This window comes from Nostoc sp., assembly GCF_036919675.1.
Classification (GTDB): Bacteria; Cyanobacteriota; Cyanobacteriia; order Cyanobacteriales; family Nostocaceae; genus Nostoc.
In genome coordinates this window covers 1-19,262 of sequence record NZ_JBALCP010000070.1, presented here as the reverse complement: position 1 = coordinate 19,262, position 19,262 = coordinate 1, and the positions used below count along the sequence as shown (strand labels likewise).

Annotated in this window: 13 protein-coding genes and 3 pseudogenes; 7 read left to right on the top strand and 9 right to left on the bottom strand. The window is 41.2% G+C overall.

Features of this window, described 5'->3' with window-relative positions; translation table 11 throughout:
* Window positions 1-98: 98 nt before the first annotated feature.
* Window positions 99-359 (top strand): annotated as a pseudogene (locus V7K49_RS15115) (IS701 family transposase); the annotation flags it as partial.
* A 635-nt stretch (window positions 360-994) separates the two neighbouring features.
* Here the strand turns inward: V7K49_RS15115 and V7K49_RS15110 are convergent.
* From V7K49_RS15110 to V7K49_RS15090, 5 genes and pseudogenes are all read right to left on the bottom strand, one after another.
* Window positions 995-2,035, bottom strand: coding sequence for a FecCD family ABC transporter permease (locus V7K49_RS15110; RefSeq protein ID WP_335206239.1), 1,041 nt, complete (start codon window positions 2,033-2,035; stop codon window positions 995-997).
* Complete coding sequence (locus V7K49_RS15105; RefSeq protein ID WP_335206238.1) at window positions 2,032-3,051, bottom strand: FecCD family ABC transporter permease; 1,020 nt, start codon at window positions 3,049-3,051, stop codon at window positions 2,032-2,034. The genes V7K49_RS15110 and V7K49_RS15105 overlap by 4 nt, the downstream gene beginning before the upstream one ends.
* Before the next feature lie 275 nt (window positions 3,052-3,326).
* Window positions 3,327-4,079, bottom strand: a complete 753-nt coding sequence (locus V7K49_RS15100) for an alpha/beta fold hydrolase (RefSeq protein WP_335206242.1) — start codon at window positions 4,077-4,079, stop codon at window positions 3,327-3,329.
* Between the two features lie 68 nt (window positions 4,080-4,147).
* Window positions 4,148-6,760 (bottom strand): TonB-dependent siderophore receptor, encoded by a 2,613-nt coding sequence (locus tag V7K49_RS15095; RefSeq protein WP_335206237.1) that lies wholly within the window; start codon window positions 6,758-6,760, stop codon window positions 4,148-4,150.
* A 166-nt stretch (window positions 6,761-6,926) separates the two neighbouring features.
* A pseudogene (locus tag V7K49_RS15090) lies at window positions 6,927-7,205 on the bottom strand (substrate-binding domain-containing protein); the annotation flags it as partial.
* Window positions 7,206-7,865: 660 nt separating this feature from the next.
* Here V7K49_RS15090 and V7K49_RS15085 point away from each other — a divergent pair.
* From V7K49_RS15085 to V7K49_RS15070, 4 genes are all read left to right on the top strand, one after another.
* Window positions 7,866-8,933: an NAD/NADP octopine/nopaline dehydrogenase family protein gene (locus V7K49_RS15085; RefSeq protein WP_334868344.1), complete on the top strand. Its 1,068-nt coding sequence runs from the start codon at window positions 7,866-7,868 to the stop codon at window positions 8,931-8,933.
* Between the two features lie 544 nt (window positions 8,934-9,477).
* The gene (locus tag V7K49_RS15080) at window positions 9,478-9,885 is read left to right on the top strand and encodes a hypothetical protein (protein ID WP_334868346.1); all 408 of its coding nucleotides are present in this window, start codon (window positions 9,478-9,480) and stop codon (window positions 9,883-9,885) included.
* A 21-nt stretch (window positions 9,886-9,906) separates the two neighbouring features.
* Window positions 9,907-10,284 (top strand): hypothetical protein, encoded by a 378-nt coding sequence (locus V7K49_RS15075; protein WP_334868349.1) that lies wholly within the window; start codon window positions 9,907-9,909, stop codon window positions 10,282-10,284.
* A 551-nt stretch (window positions 10,285-10,835) separates the two neighbouring features.
* Window positions 10,836-11,036: a PepSY-associated TM helix domain-containing protein gene (locus tag V7K49_RS15070; protein ID WP_335206241.1), complete on the top strand. Its 201-nt coding sequence runs from the start codon at window positions 10,836-10,838 to the stop codon at window positions 11,034-11,036.
* 558 nt (window positions 11,037-11,594) lie between these two features.
* Here V7K49_RS15070 and V7K49_RS15065 read toward each other — a convergent pair.
* The 4 genes and pseudogenes from V7K49_RS15065 to V7K49_RS34680 form a co-directional block, all read right to left on the bottom strand.
* Window positions 11,595-11,741, bottom strand: a complete 147-nt coding sequence (locus tag V7K49_RS15065; protein WP_335206236.1) for a hypothetical protein — start codon at window positions 11,739-11,741, stop codon at window positions 11,595-11,597.
* A gap of 102 nt (window positions 11,742-11,843) precedes the next feature.
* On the bottom strand, window positions 11,844-12,488 hold the full coding sequence (locus V7K49_RS15060; RefSeq protein WP_335206235.1) for a DUF938 domain-containing protein: 645 nt from the start codon (window positions 12,486-12,488) through the stop codon (window positions 11,844-11,846).
* A gap of 151 nt (window positions 12,489-12,639) precedes the next feature.
* Window positions 12,640-14,226, bottom strand: coding sequence for an NCS2 family permease (locus V7K49_RS15055; protein ID WP_335206234.1), 1,587 nt, complete (start codon window positions 14,224-14,226; stop codon window positions 12,640-12,642).
* Between the two features lie 262 nt (window positions 14,227-14,488).
* Window positions 14,489-14,731: pseudogene (locus V7K49_RS34680) on the bottom strand (hypothetical protein); the annotation flags it as partial.
* Window positions 14,732-15,445: 714 nt separating this feature from the next.
* Between V7K49_RS34680 and V7K49_RS15050 the strand changes: the two are divergent.
* A complete protein-coding gene (locus V7K49_RS15050) occupies window positions 15,446-18,091 on the top strand; it encodes an MGH1-like glycoside hydrolase domain-containing protein (protein WP_335206240.1) in 2,646 nt (881 codons plus the stop codon).
* A gap of 440 nt (window positions 18,092-18,531) precedes the next feature.
* Window positions 18,532-18,933 (top strand): fasciclin domain-containing protein, encoded by a 402-nt coding sequence (locus V7K49_RS15045; protein ID WP_335073421.1) that lies wholly within the window; start codon window positions 18,532-18,534, stop codon window positions 18,931-18,933.
* The last annotated feature ends 329 nt before the right edge of the window (window positions 18,934-19,262 follow it).

Sequence of the window (19,262 nt, the reverse complement as noted above, 5' to 3'; positions counted from 1 at the left end):
GTCGTAACTGTAGGGTTTAGGCATGGCAGAGCAGACGATAGCAGATCACGATAACACCTTTAGTTTACGTCCTAACTATCCTGGCGGTTGCTATAGTTATCACAATTCATGATATCCATTGGGGAATTGAAAGTTTTCACAGAGCGATAAAACAAGTATGTGGTATTTGTCGATTCCTGGTTAGAGATTGCTGCGCTATTAGAACACACATATTTTGTTCACTTCAAGCATTTGTTCGCTTGGAGTTCATGCGCTCTCAAAACATAATTTCTAATTGGTATGAATTGCAAAGGAACCTATTCACTTTAGTTGTGCGTGAGTACATTGTGGAAAACCTCACCAATACTTGTGCCGCATAGTACACATGGATGACATTTTTTGTCAATGCGTAAGTCCTAAATACTTAACCCTCTTCTGTCACTCTCCGAAAACATTTGTCATTTCTGAATTCCAGAGCTTTTATACAGGAAGCGTAGGCGTAGCCCGCCGCAGGCATCGCCAGATTTTTTCCTAATAACAAATACAAGACCCATTTTTTTCTAATAGTATAGCTTGTATTGATTGCCTCATGAGGCTTCTAGCGATCGCCCTCCCGGAAAGTGACAGAAGAGGGTTAAACCTCATCTATGTTGAGAACTGTAGTTTTTGCCCTCACCCTAAATCCCTCTCCCAAGTAGGAAGAGGGACTTATTTTTGGCTCCCCTTCTCCCAATATTGGCAGAAGGGGCTGGGGGATAAGGGTTTTTTCTGTTCATACGGAAAGAACTACAGTTTTCAAGGTGGATGAGGTTTAACTGAATGCAATGATGAATTATTGTATTCAGTATATCAAAAGCGATGCCTGCGGTATTTGCTAGCCTACGCCTTTATCTTTGCTAGCCATTTTCTGTTCATAAAGTTGTTGATATTTCTGGAACTGTATCTTATAAAGGTTTACAGCTTTAAGGAATGAGGTATACAGATTAGCAAAACGCCTAATTTCTTCCTTTCCTACTCATCTTTGCCGTCTTTGATACATTAAATAGATAAAATAAGGCGCTCCTAAGGCAGCAGTTAGCAAACCACATGGCAATTCTGTCGGGGAAAATAAAGTCCTACCCAAAAAATCTGCTGCTGCTACCAATAATCCCCCGATCAAGGCGGCAACTGGTAGTAAATTTTTATGTATTGACCCCACAAGTCTACGTGCCATATGAGGAGCCATTAATCCGACAAAACCAATAGTACCTGCTGTAGCCACACTTGCTCCAGCCAACGCCACACTCACTAGCAATAATTTGCTCCTCTGCCATGTGACTCGGCTACCGAGTCCTTTAGCTACTGCATCACCCAGTTGCAAAGTATCCAGTTCCTGTGCCAGCAGTAAAGCCAACGGAACGAAGATAACTAGCCAAGGTAGTAATTGCCAGACTTGCTCCCAACTTTTACCAGCGACACTACCCGCCAACCAGACCAATGCTCTAGTAACATCATTGATTTCACCAAAAGTTAGCATCAAAGTCGTAAAAGCTCCGATAATTGCTGCTAATGCTACTCCCACTAAAACCAATCGCAGAGGTGATTTTTCTCCTGTCCCAGCTAGCAAGTAGATCAAACACGCCACAACAAAAGCACCACCAAAGGCAGCAAAGGGTAAATACATAGTCGGTACAGCCGGGAATAATACAATTAAGGTAACTGCTGCTAAGGCTGCACCAGCATTGACTCCAATGATGCCAGGGTCAGCTAAAGGATTACGTGTCAATCCTTGTAAAATTGCACCCGCAATTGCCAAGCCCACTCCTACCAACCAGGAGATTAACACTCTCGGGAAACGCAAAGTGACAACAACAAAGGGAGATTCTGCGTCTTGAGTTGGTAAACCAACAACAGCTTTCACTATGTCTACTGGCGGCACAGGATAATCTCCTAAACTAAGACTCATTCCCAAGACTGCGAGGGTGAATAATAGCAGTGGTAACAATACTCTAGTTACAGGCTGGTTACTAAGTATTGAATTTTGAATTTTAAATTTTGAATTTTGAATTGTTGTCATCCTCTCTTCACCCGCCAACGCACTAAATACAACAAAAAGGGCGCTCCTAACAGTGCTGTCATTACGCCAACAGGCAATTCTTGGGGTCTAATTAACCAACGGGCTGCTAAGTCTGCCCATATGAGTAAACCTGCACCAAACACAGCTGTACAAGGCAATACCCAACGATAATCAATACCCATTACTCCCCGCGCCAGATGGGGAACTACCAGACCTACAAAGCCGATAGGCCCTGCTAGTGCTACTGCACTTCCTGCCAATATTACAACGCTCGATGCTGTTGCCAACTTGATCCAATCTGTTTGCTGACCTAAGCCTGTAGCCACCGATTCTCCTAAACTGAGGACGTTGATTTGTCTACTCAAGGCAAAAGCTGTTAATAATCCTACTATCATCCAGGGCAGCACAGTCAGGAATAGATTGAAATCTCGACCAGCCAGAGAACCTGCTAACCAGAAGCGGACTTCTTCAAGAGTGCGCGAGCTTAAAATTAGTACGCCTGTGGTAATTGAAGATAGCAACGCGGTAAGGGCTGCACCAGCAACAGTCAAGTTCAATGGTGTTGCGCCTCCTTGTCCAAGAGAACCAAGAGAATAAACTGCTAAGGCGGCTATCAAGGCTCCTAGAAATGATACAAGGGTAATCAGGGCTGGTGAAGATGTACCCAAACCAAAAACCACTGTCACCACTGCTAAGGCTGCACCTGCATTGATCCCTAATATTCCTGGTGAGGCTAAAGGATTTTGAGTTAGTCCTTGCATTAACGCCCCGGCTACAGCTAAACTAGCACCGACCATACTTGCAATCAATGTACGCGGTAGACGCATTGAGCGAATGATGATATGCTCAGTGGAGTTATCATAGTTAGTGAATGCAGTCAGTATTTTAGCAATGGAAATATCCGCTGCACCATAGGAAATGCTGGCGAAAATACCTAACAATACTACTAAAATACCTATACCTAAGCTGAAAATGCGAATGTGGTATTTTTGTGGACGGGAAATATTTGTGTTCATGGATTCGTGACAAGAGTTAATTTCGTTTCGCTGATTTTTCTAATTTTTAAGTATACTAGTTGAGAAAAGTAAGGTTATCTTAGTCTCTCATGGATGACCAAAGACTCGTGCGATCAAGCCAAAAGAAATGAGGTTACGCTTTTGAACGCTTTATTTGTTTACTCCTGGTTTCTTCCAGTGGGTGCAAAAAAGAAGATATAGGTGATGTTAGAGCGATCGCATCTTGGTTGTGCAACAGGAATCTGCGTTATATATACGTCTCTAAAGAACACTTGTTAATTTGTCAAATTTTGAGAAATTAGTTGAGATGTCAGCATTGATTGTAGATGATCTGGTCGCCAGAAGCTCAACATTTGTTCGCAGACTTGTTGAGGATAAAAGTAGTGAAAAAAATGATGGCCGTTGGGGCATTCCCACAGATTATCTTTAGATTTAAACCCTTTTAACCAGCCTTTTAATGCAGCTGAATTAACAATAGGATCGTTTTTACTACCACATACTATTATGGGCATATTAACCCCACCTTCAGGTAACTCAATTAACTTGAAAAGAGAGTGAAAAAGAGGGGATTGTTCTAAATCTTTAGATAATATAGCCATTAACTTTTTAGTAGTATTATGAGGTTGTTCACCAAATAGATTACGAACACAGCTTGCTAAAACTTGCTCACGACTCATAGTAAAGATTTTTCTTTGCAGATAATAGTGGATATGCCAAGTATTAGCGGGTTGAGAAGCTACAGCCAATAAGACCAACGATCGCACTTTTTGAGGATAGCGACGAGCAAAAGTTAAAGCGATCGCACCACCCGCACCATGACCTGCTAAATGTATAGGATGGGAATAGTGTGCTAAGAATTCATAGATTAAATCTACAGCTTCATCTATGGAACTACCTTCATCTTTATGGTAGTGATATTCCCACTGATCCACATTCATATACTGCGATATGTATTGTAGTAATGGTTGATCAAAACGCTGCAATACATGACTAGAACTGATCCAAACAACATCGATATCATCAGATATAAATACTCTAAAACATCAAAATTTGGAAATAATCAATTTTTTAAGCGTGCCATTCCACTATTGTCCTGTCAAAATTCCCAACTTACTGTTCCCTTTACAATAAATGGATCTTCAGGATAAACAAGGTTGATAGTTCGGGGGGTAAAGTACTCAACATCGGACAGATTCTTGAGGTTAAGCGCGAAGCGAAGGCGATCTAGTCGATAGTAGACAGCAGCATCAAGGCGTAAATAACTGGGTACACTGAACGAGTTGATCAAATCCCCCTGCCATTCGCCGACGTAGAATAAACCCAGTCCAAACCCTAACCCTTGCAAATTCCCCTTGGCAAAGGTGTAAGTCGTCCACAAACTCGCGCTATTCTCAGGGACATTTACCAGTTGATTGCCAATGTATCGTTCGTCTTTTGTCACCTGTCCATCCGTGTAAGCATAGAAAGCAATCACATTCCAGCCTGGTAATATTTCCCCCGTAACATTGAGTTCAATACCTCGGCTGCGTTGTTCTCCGGTTTGGATATTAAATGTAGTAGGACGATTAGGATCAGGCGTTAAAACATTAGATAAAGTCAGTTGATACAAAGCAAGGGTTGAAGATAGCCTGCCGCTAAGGAAATCACCCTTGACTCCCACTTCGTATTGAGTTCCAGTACTGGGTTTAAATAAACTACCTCCAAACGTGGTTCCAATATTTTGGGAGAAGGATTGACTGTAGCTGGCATAGAGTGAGACAGGTTGGATAGGTTTATAGACAAGACCTACACGAGGACTAAATGCAAAGTCAGATTGACTTTGATTGGCACTTGCATTTAAAAAGTTGGTAACTTTATTGTCGATAAAATCTCCACGTCCGCCGAGAACCAAGTTAAGGTTATTAGTAAGTTTGACTATATCTTGAACATAAAAGCCGAGCTGATCATTTTTAGTTTTTTGATCAATTCTAGAAAGAAGACGACCAACAGGCTGACCGTAGACGGGGTTGAACACATCTATAGTACCAATAGCCCGCATCGTCTGATCGAACTGACTAATGTCTCTGTACAAATCAAAGCCAGCAACTAATTCATGCTGAAGGCTGCCAGTTTTAAATTTACCTACCACATGGTTGTCTAGAGCATACTCGTCATCAGCAGCAGGCGCTCCTATATAGTTTTGCTGTGTGCGATTCAGAGTCAGACCATCAGGTCGTAGAGAGCCAGAATTCGCACTATCTGTTCTATATCTTATAGACCTAACAAGAAAAGCATTCACTAAAGACCAATTATCACTAAAGCGATGTTCAAGGTTATAACTCAATAGAATGGAACGACGGTTGTTTCTGGCATCTTCATCTAATGTGTTAAGACTGAGTGGAATCTTTCCATTTCGATTAGGCAAGACAGTTCCGACAGCAGGTAGCCCCGTTCTTGGGTACTGCTGCTGGTCTCGGAACTCGCTTTCAAAAGTCAGCTTCGTATTCTTACTTATTTGCCAACTCAGAACGGGTGCAATTATATAACGCTGATTGTAAAAAAAGTCAACAAAACTTTCTGTACTGATGTAAGAAGTATTTAAACGATAAAGGAGCGTTTTGTCAGAATTGAGGGAACCAGAGATATCTATTGTTGGTTGATAAAAACTATAACTGCCAAAAGTCGTACTGGCGGCGAAGTAAGGCTCACTCAGCGGCTGCTTGGTGACATAGTTAATCGTGCCACCCGGATTACCTTGACCATAAAGGACAGAGGCAGGCCCCCTGAGAACCTCTATCCGTTCAATGTTGGCGAGTTGAGTTTGTCCTGATATAGCTCCTTCTGTATAGTCCTTAAGACCATTATGAAGGAGATTGCTCGTCTGAAAACCTCTAATTGTAAATACATCACCATTGCTCGGCGAATTAAAGCCTTGGACAACACCAACGCTTCTTAAGGCATCAATGGTGTTAACGGCTCCTTGGTCTTGCCAACTCTGGCGAGGAACCACCTGAATCGATTGAGGAATGTCGCGTACTGGCGTTGATGTTTTTGTTGCTGTAGTCGCGTCAGGAACGTTATAGCTTCCTTCAGGCGCTGCAATCACCTCTAACTCAATAGGTGGTTGCTTCTCTGGTGTTGGTGTTGGCTGCTGTGCCGTAGATGCAGTACTTGTCACCCCAAACACTAAGCCTTCAGTCTGACTATCAAATAACTCCACCACAGGCGCACCCGTTTCCCCAACTACTGTCACCCGCAGCGTGTTAGCATCCGCATTAGCAACTGTAACTAGTGCAATTCCAGTAACTGGCTTTGATTGTTGAAAACTCCCCCCACTCGCCAATTGCAACTGAGCATTGGATATATTCACAATGTAGGAATTACCTTCAGTTTTTGGTGAAACTGATAACTGCTGAGAATTGGAAGTAACTAAAATTACCTCTATCCCTTTATCTATATTCTTCACCTTCACATCTGTGACTGACACAACATTGGTTGTGGCTTGACTGATTTGAGAAACAGAGTTTTGATTTCTGGGTGTCTTCAATAAATATGCGGCACTACTCTTGGCAAATTGCAACTCATTGAGGCTAAGAATCTCTGTAGTTGTTTCAATTGCTCTAGTTAAAGTTTTTTGCGATGATAACTGCTGTTCACTAGCATTATTATTTAGGATCTCTTGACCCAAAACTGGTATAGCGTAGACAGATACCGGCTTTGTGATAGACATCGCTAAACAAGAAATAGACAGTAAAACACTGTGCCAAAAAAAACTAAATTGTTTTTGTAAATACACTCTTCAAACCCTCACACCTAATTGAATGGGAGCAAGCAATTGATCCCCTGCTTCATCCACTTGTATTTCCGCTTTTCAAGCGTGCCATTCATTCATGACTTTAAATATTTACAATCACTTCCTCAATCTTGCTAATGTTATAGCTACCGAGAATTTCTAATTGCGATCGCACTAACTGATGTTCTAAAATATTGATAAACTACTGTACTGGTGTTTCTTCCAAGTATTCTTTGAGAATCATCAAGTCGTATCGCGCCCGATGAAGGGGAATAAATCCTAAACCAAAGGTAGCAGCTATAGATGCCGTACTGATACCTGCATCAGCGATTCCTAATGCTAAAGATAAAGCAACATCTTGATGGTTATGAACGATATGGTCATTGCAAATATTCATATCCTGCTTTATGAGGCTGTATCTCTCCATTACAAAAAGCTGTAGTAGACACATTTAACTATCTAAGTAATAGCAAGGTCTTCTAATCTGCGCCTTTTCTACTGGAAGTTTTATTAATGCTTTTGCAATTTTGCCTACATATTGTCAATATACTTGCCAGATTTATGTTGTTATGGGCGGGAAGTCAAGTAATTTCAGACTTTTTGTTAGTTTGTTATTGTTTTTTATTCCCTTCTAGCAAGAATACCATACGTATGGCAAAAATAATTGCTAAAAATAAAAAGCTTTTCCTGATATTTTCTTCAAAATTTTGTATTTATCAATACATAAATTTTCCTGATTTTGTAGAGAAACCATTTCAAGCCGAAATATTTTCGTGCAACGTATCCGTGCCTGGATGTTAATCATCAAATTTTTATTAGCGATCGCATCTGGAAAATTGATTGCTGATGTGTTTCGTCGGAATAAGAATTTATAGTTATTATCTGAAATATGTTTATCTATCGATGCAGGCGTACAACGCTTGCAGCCTTGAGGTGAGCGCATAATTCCTACTTTGATTCAGCAAAGCCCAGACAAAATTTTTATCCGAATGGTGAATTTAAGATATCCTTGTTTATGGTTTTCGGATAAACTAATAGGCAGATGCTACATACTAGCTATTTGGTTGTGGGGAGAGGACATATTGGTTTAGCGACAGCTGTCTATTTGAGTAATCAAGGATATAGTGTTTACCTTTTCTCTCGCCGTTCTCCCATTCTTGCCCAAACAAGAACGATTCACTCAATTGGATCAGTTTCTCCAGGAAGTTATTCAGTTGCAGCTTGTTCCAATAATATTTATGAGTTGGCGCAACTAAATGGTGGTAGACTACCAATCAATGTGGTGATCTGTTGTCGAGGCCAAGACATCGAACCCTATGCCAGAATTCTAGTTGAATATATCAATCCTCAAATGAACATTCTGGTTTTCTGTGCTAGTCGTTTTGCAGGTCGGGTTTTTTGTAAGGTACTTCAGAGACTGGGAATAACTAAGGAACAGTTGCCTGCTGTGGCTGATGTCAATAATCCTCCGTTCGTCAGTCGCGGTAATACAGAGGATAAAATCAGGATTAGCACACTTACCAACAAGTTCTTTGTAGCAGCTCAGAACCGAACCATGACAAATCGGATTGTGAGCGCTTACCAAGCTGTATTTAGTAATTTATGGGCTGCTGCTTCGGTTTTAGAAATTAATCTCAATAAAGTTAATGACATTATCCACCTTCCTCTGCTTCTGGTTTCATTAGCTAGATGGGAATCTGGTGAGGATTACAATCCTTATCATAACCTTAGTTTCCGTACTGTTGGACTCATTGACCACTTGGATCGCGATCGCATAGCAGTGGGTAAAGCACTGGGAGTGCTCAACTTAATTGATATTATTTCCCACTATCAAATCGCATATGGAACCACCGGATCATCCCTTTATGAACATATGCAGCAGGTTGGAGCTTACTCCAGTACGACGCTGTGTAACCCTCATCACCGCTATTTGGTAGAGGATCTGCCTTATGGCTGTTTTCCTTTACAAGTTTTAGCTCGTCTAGCTGGAGTGGAAACACCATTTCTGGACAGTTGCATCACAATAGGAAATAAGTTCCTTGACATACCTCTGGAGTGGACTGCTGAGTTTTTAGAATTGGATCGGCATCAACTCAGTCAAGAACTTTAGTGATGTTACCATCTTTGACCTGCCCTCCTATTCAGCAGAGTTGAATTCTCTTGATATTTTATGGTGGTTTATTAAGTATAAATTAATTGATATAAATGCTTACTCTAGTTAGGAAAGTTTTATCGCACCTGTTAAAAAATTATCCAATAATTTGAAAACAATTATGTAATTAATTTTGTCTAACTACTTAACTAGTACAGCGCGGCGGAAATAAACAACCCATTTCAAATCAACAAAACGTTTACGCCGTATTTCTTTTGACTTTTGACTTTTGACTTCCGCCTTGCAGTACTAGCCTGTATCTGGACAATTCTCGAATAGCTCTCAGTCAATGATTAGGGCAGGGAGAATCTTGAGGATAAACAGCGGTGAACTTATGAAATATTGTACTTATAAAACAAAATTTTTCTTTGCCACTTGCTATTTTCTTCAGTCCTTATTAATTTAACTTATTAATAAAATATTATCTTAGTTAGATATCCGCTAAGAAGTAGTTTATATTTATTATTAAAATGCCGTAATTTATTCATTAGAGAGTTAGCTCGTGACACAAACAACTCAACACGCACACTATATGCTGGCTGACAAACGTCCTAGTATCAAGGAGCCGATAGAAGTCTCACCTTTAGTCGGTAACTGGGTCAATACTAAATCGGATACTAATTATTTGGTGCGGGTGGTTCTGACTGAACAAGATGGTCGCCTTGTGTTTCAGGGTTATGGAGCCAACGAACCCTCACCAATTGACTGGGGTAAGGTTGAGGCGGTGCCTTACGCTGTAGGAACTTCACTTACAGCAGGAGGATTCCACGCTTTTTACAAGCTAGACGGGATTGAGACACATCTGGTGGCAAATCAAAAATTGGGAATCTTGGTCATTCAGTCCTATACCCGCTATGTAGATGGTAGTGGTCGAACTGATCATTTTGCCCGTGAGTTTTTTCATCGCTAGTAAGAAGAGGAAGATTTCAAGATGGAACGAAACGAAATTTACGGTAACCAGCCCAAGGACACCGTGATCGATTTCACGCCTTATTTAGGAACCTGGATAAACTCCAACACAGAGACTACATGGATCAAGAAATTTACTCTAACCAAGCATAATCAGCAAATTATTATGCACGCTTATGGTGCCCAGTCCCTCAAAGATTGGGGTGAGACTGAGGTGACACCGTTTGTAGATAATATCAATGAGAAAGCTTTCTCTGCAATATACGATCACGATTCGGTGGAATCCTTGTTGGCAGCAAACATGAACAAAGATTTGTGGGTTATTGCTGCTTTTCATAAGTTCAAGGATGGCAGCCAACCCAATTTTCTGTGTCGGGAGTTTTACTATCGGCCGGACTAAGATGAAGTTCCTCTTTGCATTTGTACTAAAAAAGCTCATAAGGCTTGCTGTACAAAAAGTCTAGGGTTCCTAATATCAATTTGATATAGCAGTCCTAAATCATTCATGAAAAATTAGATCCCCGACTTTTTTAAAAAAGTCGGGGATGTGGACACGACAAATTTTCTGGTTGCTCTGCGGTTAGTTGTCCCAATGTGGAAGGAGTCGCAGCGAACTATGAAGAAAAGGGTGGATACAATTATTTGTTTTACCTGCTAGACATTAAAAAAATTGAATACTACTATGCAGGCGAACGCTTACGCAGCATTACCATCCGTTGGGATGCTGAATTTTTCCGAGCATTTGTAGGGAGTAGTCATAGTTAGCCCTTTCAAGGTGTTGTGTGATGGCTTGATTTGTAGTTAGCTGACTAGAGGTGCAAATTCCAGACGGGAGAATAGAAATACTTTTAGGTCAAGTGTTTGAGCGTTTTATCAAAGAGAGTCCAGTTTCTGTGATGGTTCGCGGGCTTTTAGAGAAAGCACTATGTCCCCAAACCTAGTTTTTTGAAGGTGTCATTGGGCGATCGCATTCTCAACTCCTGTAGTCTTTTATACTACGGCACTTTTGGTGGATTACCAACGCGTATTTTCTACGTCTTCGTGGGACTTGCACCGTTAATTTTGTTTGTTACTGGCTTTGTAATGTGGCAATATCGCCAAAAAATAAAAACAGTCATGACACGAGAAGAAATAGTAGAGTCAGTTGAATAAGCGATACTCCGGCGAAGTCACTTCTGTACGAGAGGCTACGCCTACATCAACGCACTTATTGATAATATTTTCAAATATATATAACTCCTGTTTAATTGATGAACAAGATTTTAGATGAAACCCTAATAAAACGAGGCTTTTCAGTCTCAGGATATTTTAAAAAATTAAATCGGAGTCCTATACTAAAAAAAATGAAGCTTGAAGAAGATGCTGTAATTTACTCGTATGTAAACTTTACAGTCATTAGCTAAAAAGTCTAAAAAGCCCATAACTGTGCTTTTTCTATTGTCTTGAGTTGAGTAATGATCGACGATTTATTCAAAATAAACATCCACAATCAACTTATATATAGTTAGAATAGTCTGTCTATTTTAATTAATAAATATTTTGTTTATCTTAGAACAAAAATAGACAAAACTGTCTATTTTTAACTGGTTATATTTATGATATTTCAATGTTAATTCATACTATTGTTATCAATTTTATTATTAAGCTATGTGGGCGGAAAAATTCCCAACTATGTAACGAAAAGTCAAGCAGAAGAATTAGAGGTAAATTTTACACGCTCTGTACTGTAGTTACCTTTTTCCCCCTAGCTTGAACGCCATCAATTACGACATAAGCAAGATCTAATTCATCATTAAATATTCGTCCAGATAGCTCATCTTTTTTCAAGTGTTGGCATTCAAATTCAATTGGATTCATCTCCGCCTCCCCTACGTATATTTCAAAAATCAAATATGAGTCCTATATATGTAATTAGTTTGAAGTCATATTTGCTAAGAAATTATTTCCAGGAATTATTTACTATATTGAACGTTCAAACACTAGTGAAAGATTATTTGCTGGCATTTGGTAAATCTGTTTACTGATGAAATGTTCTGCCCTAGCTGCTTCCACTACATCATCCAAGTTTCGTATACCCCATTTTCGGTTTTGGGCACGTAAATATTCGTCAAAAGCTGCATTACTCGGTGCTGTATGTTCGTAACCTTGTTTAAAAGGCCCATATAAATAGAGGATACCTCCTGCTTTTAGGATACGACCTGCCCCTGCCATTAGCCCCAGACAAGCTGACCAAGGTGAAATGTGAATCATATTGATGTTAACAATGGCGACAATTGGCTCGGTATTAGACCAATCAATTAATGGATCATTCTCCACTACCCAAACTGGTTCTGTTACATCAAGCTCAAGCGGTGTATAAACATTATCACATCCAAAATATTCAGTCCATGCAATAATGCTGGCTCTTGATTGCGGACTTGTATCTGTTGGTAGCCACAAACAATCCTTGAGCCTGGACGCAAAAAAGACTGCGTGTTCACCAGTACCACTTGCTATTTCTAAAATAGTGCCACTTTCCGGCAATACCTGCAAAAGTATTTCTAAAATTGGTTCACGGTTGCGCCCAGTTGCTGGTGCGTATTGTCTTGCATCTTGTGGTGTCATCTGTATCGTTTTTTAAACACATACTAATTTCCTAATTTTAGCTTACTATTTATATTTCTTAATATTTTTTGCTTGTTTCAATCAACAATCTAAAAATTTGATTACCTTCAAAGATACGAATATTATTCGTATCTTTGAAGGAGCGATCGCATCAAGCCTTACGTCTTTCTTGCCAATCGACATACAAAAATAGAATTGCAAGCATTATATAGCCAATAGCCCAAGGCGTACCAGTTCCCCAGCCTAAATTAACAACTGTATCTGCAACAGTCCAACGATAACTGTGCATCAACCCAACCCAGGAAATTACAGCAGCGCTTGCAGACCAATAGGCAGCTTGGCGAAACTGACGCTCAATAATGTAAACTGTGATCCCAGCTAAAATCATGGCGGAAAAAATAAACCCCTGCTCAAGAGCAAAAGCCCCATCAATATACGTATCACTCAACTTAAACTGCTCAATCAAGGTTGGTGTAAAAGGTTTTTCCGGTGTGCCCAAACCTGCTGCCCGGAGTGCATTTTTAGCTATTATTCCACCCCAACCAGCAATCCCCGGTAATAGACCAACAACCACAGCAGGTGCATGGTGCGACGGAGTGGCTGTAAAACTTTGAGCGACAATCACAATCCCAATCCACAACACAATTGCCATCCCGGCTTCAATCGGGACAAAGTAAGCCAGCATTGCCACAGTTCCAGTTAGACAAAGCAAGCCCATGATTATGCCATTGAGTATAGAGTAACCAACTCTTGCTCCCAAAGTTTTCCAGCCAGGATGACCAATATAAATAGTAGTCGGAAAACAGGAACCACAGATAGCAGCAACCAATGTACCAATACCATTTACCCTCAAACAGGGAGCCGTCGGATAGCTATCACCCGCAGCTGATGCACTTTCTAAATTCTGGAGACTGCCCACAAGATTAAATAACCCCATTGGTAAAATGATGCTGAAATATTCCACCAAAACTGAACGACTGCTCCACAATTTTCCCAGCCACAAAGAAGGGAAATAAAGCCCAATTGGTTGCAGGGAAGCGCTAAACTTAGTATGCTCCCAACTGACCAAACCTGTTCCCCAGGCAAGGGCAATTCCCAACAGAACTGCCAACAAGCCGCCAGGGATGCCAAATCGCACTCCCCCAAAATAAGTCAGCAAAATTACACCAAGAGGCACCAAACCGACTACGGGATTGGCAAAGGTCCGAAATAGAAAACCAATAGCAATAAAAGTGATTGCAATACCGCCCAAAGTGGAAAGCAATGCTGCACGGGGGGCGAGGCGACGAAGTGCCTCTCCTCCCCAAGCCCCGACAAATTCTATCAAACCGGAACCAAAGCAAGCCACCAGTCCTGCTTGCCAAGCTAATTCCGCAGCTTGTTCGCTAGATGCACCTCCAGAAATTGCTGCCAATCTTACAGGCAGCATCACCAGAAAAATATACGCAAAAAGGCTGACGGTGTTAATCCCATAGGGCAAAGCAGTAATATCATCCCTCTGCTCAAGTTTTCCTTGCTTTTTGGCTAGCCTTGCGTAATAGAAGTTGCCAATAATCAAACTGATTGCAACTCCTGGCAAAATGCGCCCATAAACTAACGACATAGGAAAGCCAAGTACTACTTGGCACAAATTTACAATCAATAAAATTTGAATAAAATTATCAAGCGCCAGTCCAAATAAACCATCAATATCTCTGCGAACGAACCAACGGGGTACTCTGGTTGTAGTGATTTCCATTGTTTTACCTTCGCTTTGCCAATTTTCTGGCAATGGTCTTGCCGCTTTCAGAATACCAGCAATGGTGTTACAGGTGGACGAGATTTAGATAGTTTTTTGTTAGCTCATATCAGTAGGACTTTCGGCACACTTGGGAGAATCGATTTTTGCTGCTCCCAGACTACGCCTCGTCTTGCCTGCAGCGCGCTACGCCTACGCACGCGAAGGGGTTTGCAGTTGAGCGTAGCGCAACCGCAAATTATACTGCGTAAATTAAGTATACTTAATTTACGCAGTATAAAAATATTAATGGTATAAATGCTTGCTTCAAAGTGAAAGCAAAAATAAATATTTCTAATTTCATTAAGAACCCTTGATATGTGACTGCGTGAATTGACTTAGGAAAAACACAAGTAATAGCGCTAAACACAGTATTAATGTAATACCTTGTATGTTTTTTAATGTAGTGATTCCAAGACTTATCTTGACGCTTAGAATTCTTTTTGCTCATCATTTTTAAGTCTATGACAACGAGCAGGCAAAATAGACGACGCTAGCTTTAGTAGCAGAGATTGGGTTTAATCTGGTGGATTGTGGCGAATTGCGTCGTGCGCGCATGGTTGCAAGTTTAGGCGACTTTATTTGATTTATGATTGGCGATAGAAGACTTGACTTTTACACAACGATTTTAGTCCATCAACTTTCAGAAGCCAAAGAACAACGCTTAGGCGGACTTAAACCCGGATACGCTTAATCACATAGTGGGAAATTTAGCAATAGGAAAGGATTACTTCAATGAATTCTAGTAATTGATCAATTTTTTCAAGATGCCTCGAACTTGTGGACAGATGCCTACGTGGCGCGATCGCAAATTGCGCCCGATTTCTATTGGAAGTGGTTGAGGCAATGTGCAGCGTTTGGGGAGGAGAGCTAGTTGGCATAAAGCCGTCTTTTAGCAACACATTCTTATAGAATGCACGACTCAAATTCTCAAGCCACGTTCTGCTCGCTATATAATTGAGGCACTCAATCCCTTCAATCTTTTATATTCTATTTGATAGAGCCGGATAAACCAGATTTAGAAACTGGTAAGGTCATTAATCCAATGCTCTCAATGTTTCGATCTATTTATACCAAGGCACGGTAATTACCAACGGCAGTTATGATTAGACAAGGGATACACTGACTATTCCTCTATCGAACTGCAATGCCAGCGAAATCAGATAACCAGAGGGGAACTATGACGGCAGAAGAACAACGGTTACAAGAAGACCGCGATCGCAAAGCCTACTGGCGACGCTGGGGATCTTATCTGAGTGAGCGGCAATGGGGGACGGTGCGAGAAGACTATAGCCCCGACGGGTCAGCTTGGGACTATTTCCCCCATGACCATGCCCGATCGCGTGCTTACCGTTGGGGTGAAGATGGCATTGCCGGAATTTCTGACAATCATCAGCAATTGTGTTTTGCGATCGCCCTCTGGAATGAGCAAGACCCAATCCTCAAAGAGCGGATGTTTGGCTTAACGAGCAATGAAGGCAATCATAGTGAAGATGTTAAGGAATACTACTTTTTTCTTGATAATACGCCAAGTCATGCATACATGAAATGCTTGTACAAATATCCGCAGCAGGCATTTCCGTATACGCAACTAGTAGAAGAAAACCGTCGCCGCAGCAAGCAAGAACCAGAATTTGAATTGATTGACACAGGTGTATTTGACGAAGACGACTACTTTGATGTGTTCGTCGAGTACGCCAAAGCCTCTGCTGAAGACATATTAATTCAAATCACGATCGCCAATCGCAGTTCCCAAGCCAAGCCACTGCATTTGCTGCCTTCACTTTGGTTTCGCAATACCTGGTCATGGAATAGCAATAGTGAAAAACCAGTGTTAAAGGTGCTGAAATGCGAGACAGATTTGAGCATCATTGAAGCGTCTCACCCCGGCATGAGCGATTATTGGCTCTACTGTGAGGGTGCAGCAGAACTTTTATTTACTGAGAATGAAACGAATTTTAAGCGGCTGTATGGCGTGGAAAATGCCTCACCCTATGTCAAAGATGGCTTTAATGAGTATGTAGTCCATAAGCGCCAGGATGCAGTGAATCCGAATCGGCTCGGCACGAAATTTGCTGCTGACTACAACTTGATCATTCCACCGGGAGGAGAGCATACTGTACGCTTGCGGCTGGCGGATTCATCTGGGATTGCCAAACCATTTGGCAGTGAATTCGAGCAAATTTTTAGCGATCGCAAAGAAGAAGCCGACGAGTTTTATCAGCGGATTACGCCGTTTCCCCTACCCGACGACGAACGTATCATCCAGCGTCAGGCCTTTGCTGGGATGCTGTGGAGCAAACAGTTTTATCTCTACATAATCGAAGATTGGCTCAAAGGCGACTCAGCTACTCTAACTCCCCCCGATTCGCGTCGGAGTGTTCGCAACGCAGATTGGGTACATCTGTATATTGATGATATTCTCTCGATGCCAGACACCTGGGAATATCCTTGGTTTGCCGCTTGGGATTTGGCATTTCACACGATTCCCTTGGCAATGATTGACCCAGATTTTGCCAAACGACAACTGGAACGCCTGACGCGGGAATGGTATATGCATCCGAACGGGCAATTGCCTGCATATGAGTGGGAACTGAGCGATGTCAATCCACCTGTACACGCTTGGGCAGTGTGGCAGGTCTATCAGATCGAGCAGAAGTTCTACGGACACGCTGACAAGCAGTTTCTCGAACGGGTATTTCAAAAGCTGCTACTCAACTTTACTTGGTGGGTCAACCGTAAAGATGCCGACGGTAAAAACATTTTTCAGGGCGGCTTTTTGGGCATGGACAATATTGGCGTGTTTGATCGCAGTGCGCCCTTACCAACAGGCGGTGATTTAGAGCAGGCAGATGGCACAAGCTGGATGGCGATGTTTTGCATGAATATGCTCACCATCGCCTTAGAGCTTGCTGTGGATGAACCCATCTACGAAGACATTGCCAGCAAATTCTTTGAGCATTTCCTGCGAATTGCAGCCGCGATGGATGGGATTGGTGAAGATGAACTTGTCCTTTGGGATGAGGAGGACGGATTCTTTTACGATGTGCTGCGCTTTCCAGATGGACATCATCGTCCAATGAAAGTGCGATCGCTGGTTGGTTTAGTGCCTTTGTTTGCCGTAGGAACGTTGGAACCCGAAACCCTCGAAAAACTCAGCGGATTCCGCAAGCGAACCGAGTGGTTTCTTAAAAATCGCCCGGATCTCACAACTGGAATTGCCTGTATGCACACCCAAGGCGAACACCAGCGCCGTTTACTAGCAATCTTAAACACCGACAAGTTAACTCGCATCTTAAAGCGAATGTTGGATGAGGGTGAGTTTTTAAGTCCGTACGGTATTCGCTCTGTATCTAAATTTCATGCCGAGAATCCCTTCATCATCCACGTCAACGATAAGGAGTACCGAGTGGACTACGAACCAGCTGAATCCACAAGCAATTTATTCGGTGGTAATTCTAACTGGCGTGGGCCGATTTGGTTTCCGGTGAATTATCTGCTGATTGAAGCTCTAAACCATTTTCATGAATACTTAGGAGATAACTACAAAGTAGAATGTCCGACTGGTTCTGGACAATGGATGACGCTCAAGGAGGTAGCGATTGATTTGTCAAACCGACTTAAACGGATTTTTCAACAAAATGGTAGCGGTCACCGACCTGTCTACGGTGCTGTCGAGATTTTTCAGAAGAATTCTCATTGGCGAAATTTGCTCACATTTAATGAGTATTTTCATGGTGACAATGGTGCTGGCTTAGGAGCAAGCCACCAAACTGGCTGGACAGGAGTGATTGCAGAATTAATTCATCGGTGTGGCGAAAGCTGATTAGACTTGTCCGAAAACTCCAAAGCCCTACTGTTTAAAGCTTTGAGACTAAGCTTTGATATCTTTGTGAAAACGTGAATAATAACTTTACTGGGTTTTATTATCAGTTAAAACTGGAGTAGTAGTTGCAGTCATAGTCAAACCAGATATTCCTCTAGTTCGATTCTCACTCAATTTTTTGACAAAATTCTTTGCAACAACAGCACAATCATATTCTGGTGCGAGATTTGCTCTTACATTTTTAACTGATTAATTAGCTTTACTTATGTTACAAGGTCAGCTAAGGAATTAACACTGATATCTAAAAGCATTATGATTGGGCTGTAGTTTGGACAGAAGACATTCTTCAATTGAATCTAGCTTAGGTTTATAGTCTAAAAATACATTTATGTGTTAAATCTTTTAACATCAAGTTTTAACAACAATTGAGGCGACATCAGATGCCAGATATTCTAGATACTGCAATTAATGCAGGTTCTTTCAACACCTTGGTAACAGCTATTACTACTGCTGGTCTTGATACTGCCCTTAAAGGAGATGGGCCATTCACTGTCTTTGCACCAACAGACGAAGCCTTTTCTAAACTCCCATCAGGAGCCGTAGAAGAACTTTTACAGGATGTAATTAAGTTAAGAAAGGTTTTAGAGTACCATGTGGTTACTGGCAAAATTAATGCGACTGATTTAGTTCAATTGCAAAAGCTAACAACAAGTGAGGGAAAAGATATCAAAGTTAATGCTGAGAATAATCTTAAGGTAAATGATGCTTACATTGTGAGTTCAGATGTGGAAGCTGACAATGGTGTTATCCATGTCATTGATAATGTGTTATTCCCTGAATAACTTTATTCAGACACTTGCTTTCATTAAAACTTTAAATTCTGAGCGGTTCAGTATTTAATTTTTTGTCTTTGTTGGCAATCAAAATGACCCAAACCAAATATACTGATTCAGATTGAGTAGTTAATGTTGTATATTTGTTGCTGATAATTGGATTTAAATAGTGAAATATTTCCAGTAGATTGGCAGTAGATATACAACATATCATTAAATTCAACGAGGCTGTCACCAACCACCTTATACCAATTTTATGTGAAATTGCATAGAATAGAAGGACACTCAGGTGGTGTATATTATGGCGCGTAGTTTGAAGCTGGTGATTGAAGAGAGTG

Coding starts and splice junctions, on each gene's coding strand:
- V7K49_RS15075 (WP_334868349.1), top strand. CDS start 9,907: ATGGAACGAAACGAAATTTACGGTAACCAGCCCAAGGACACCGTGATC.
- V7K49_RS15065 (WP_335206236.1), bottom strand. CDS start 11,741: ATGAATCCAATTGAATTTGAATGCCAACACTTGAAAAAAGATGAGCTA.
- V7K49_RS15045 (WP_335073421.1), top strand. CDS start 18,532: ATGCCAGATATTCTAGATACTGCAATTAATGCAGGTTCTTTCAACACC.
- V7K49_RS15110 (WP_335206239.1), bottom strand. CDS start 2,035: ATGACAACAATTCAAAATTCAAAATTTAAAATTCAAAATTCAATACTT.
- V7K49_RS15095 (WP_335206237.1), bottom strand. CDS start 6,760: ATGTCTATCACAAAGCCGGTATCTGTCTACGCTATACCAGTTTTGGGT.
- V7K49_RS15050 (WP_335206240.1), top strand. CDS start 15,446: ATGACGGCAGAAGAACAACGGTTACAAGAAGACCGCGATCGCAAAGCC.
- V7K49_RS15085 (WP_334868344.1), top strand. CDS start 7,866: ATGCTACATACTAGCTATTTGGTTGTGGGGAGAGGACATATTGGTTTA.
- V7K49_RS15060 (WP_335206235.1), bottom strand. CDS start 12,488: ATGACACCACAAGATGCAAGACAATACGCACCAGCAACTGGGCGCAAC.
- V7K49_RS15055 (WP_335206234.1), bottom strand. CDS start 14,226: ATGGAAATCACTACAACCAGAGTACCCCGTTGGTTCGTTCGCAGAGAT.
- V7K49_RS15105 (WP_335206238.1), bottom strand. CDS start 3,051: ATGAACACAAATATTTCCCGTCCACAAAAATACCACATTCGCATTTTC.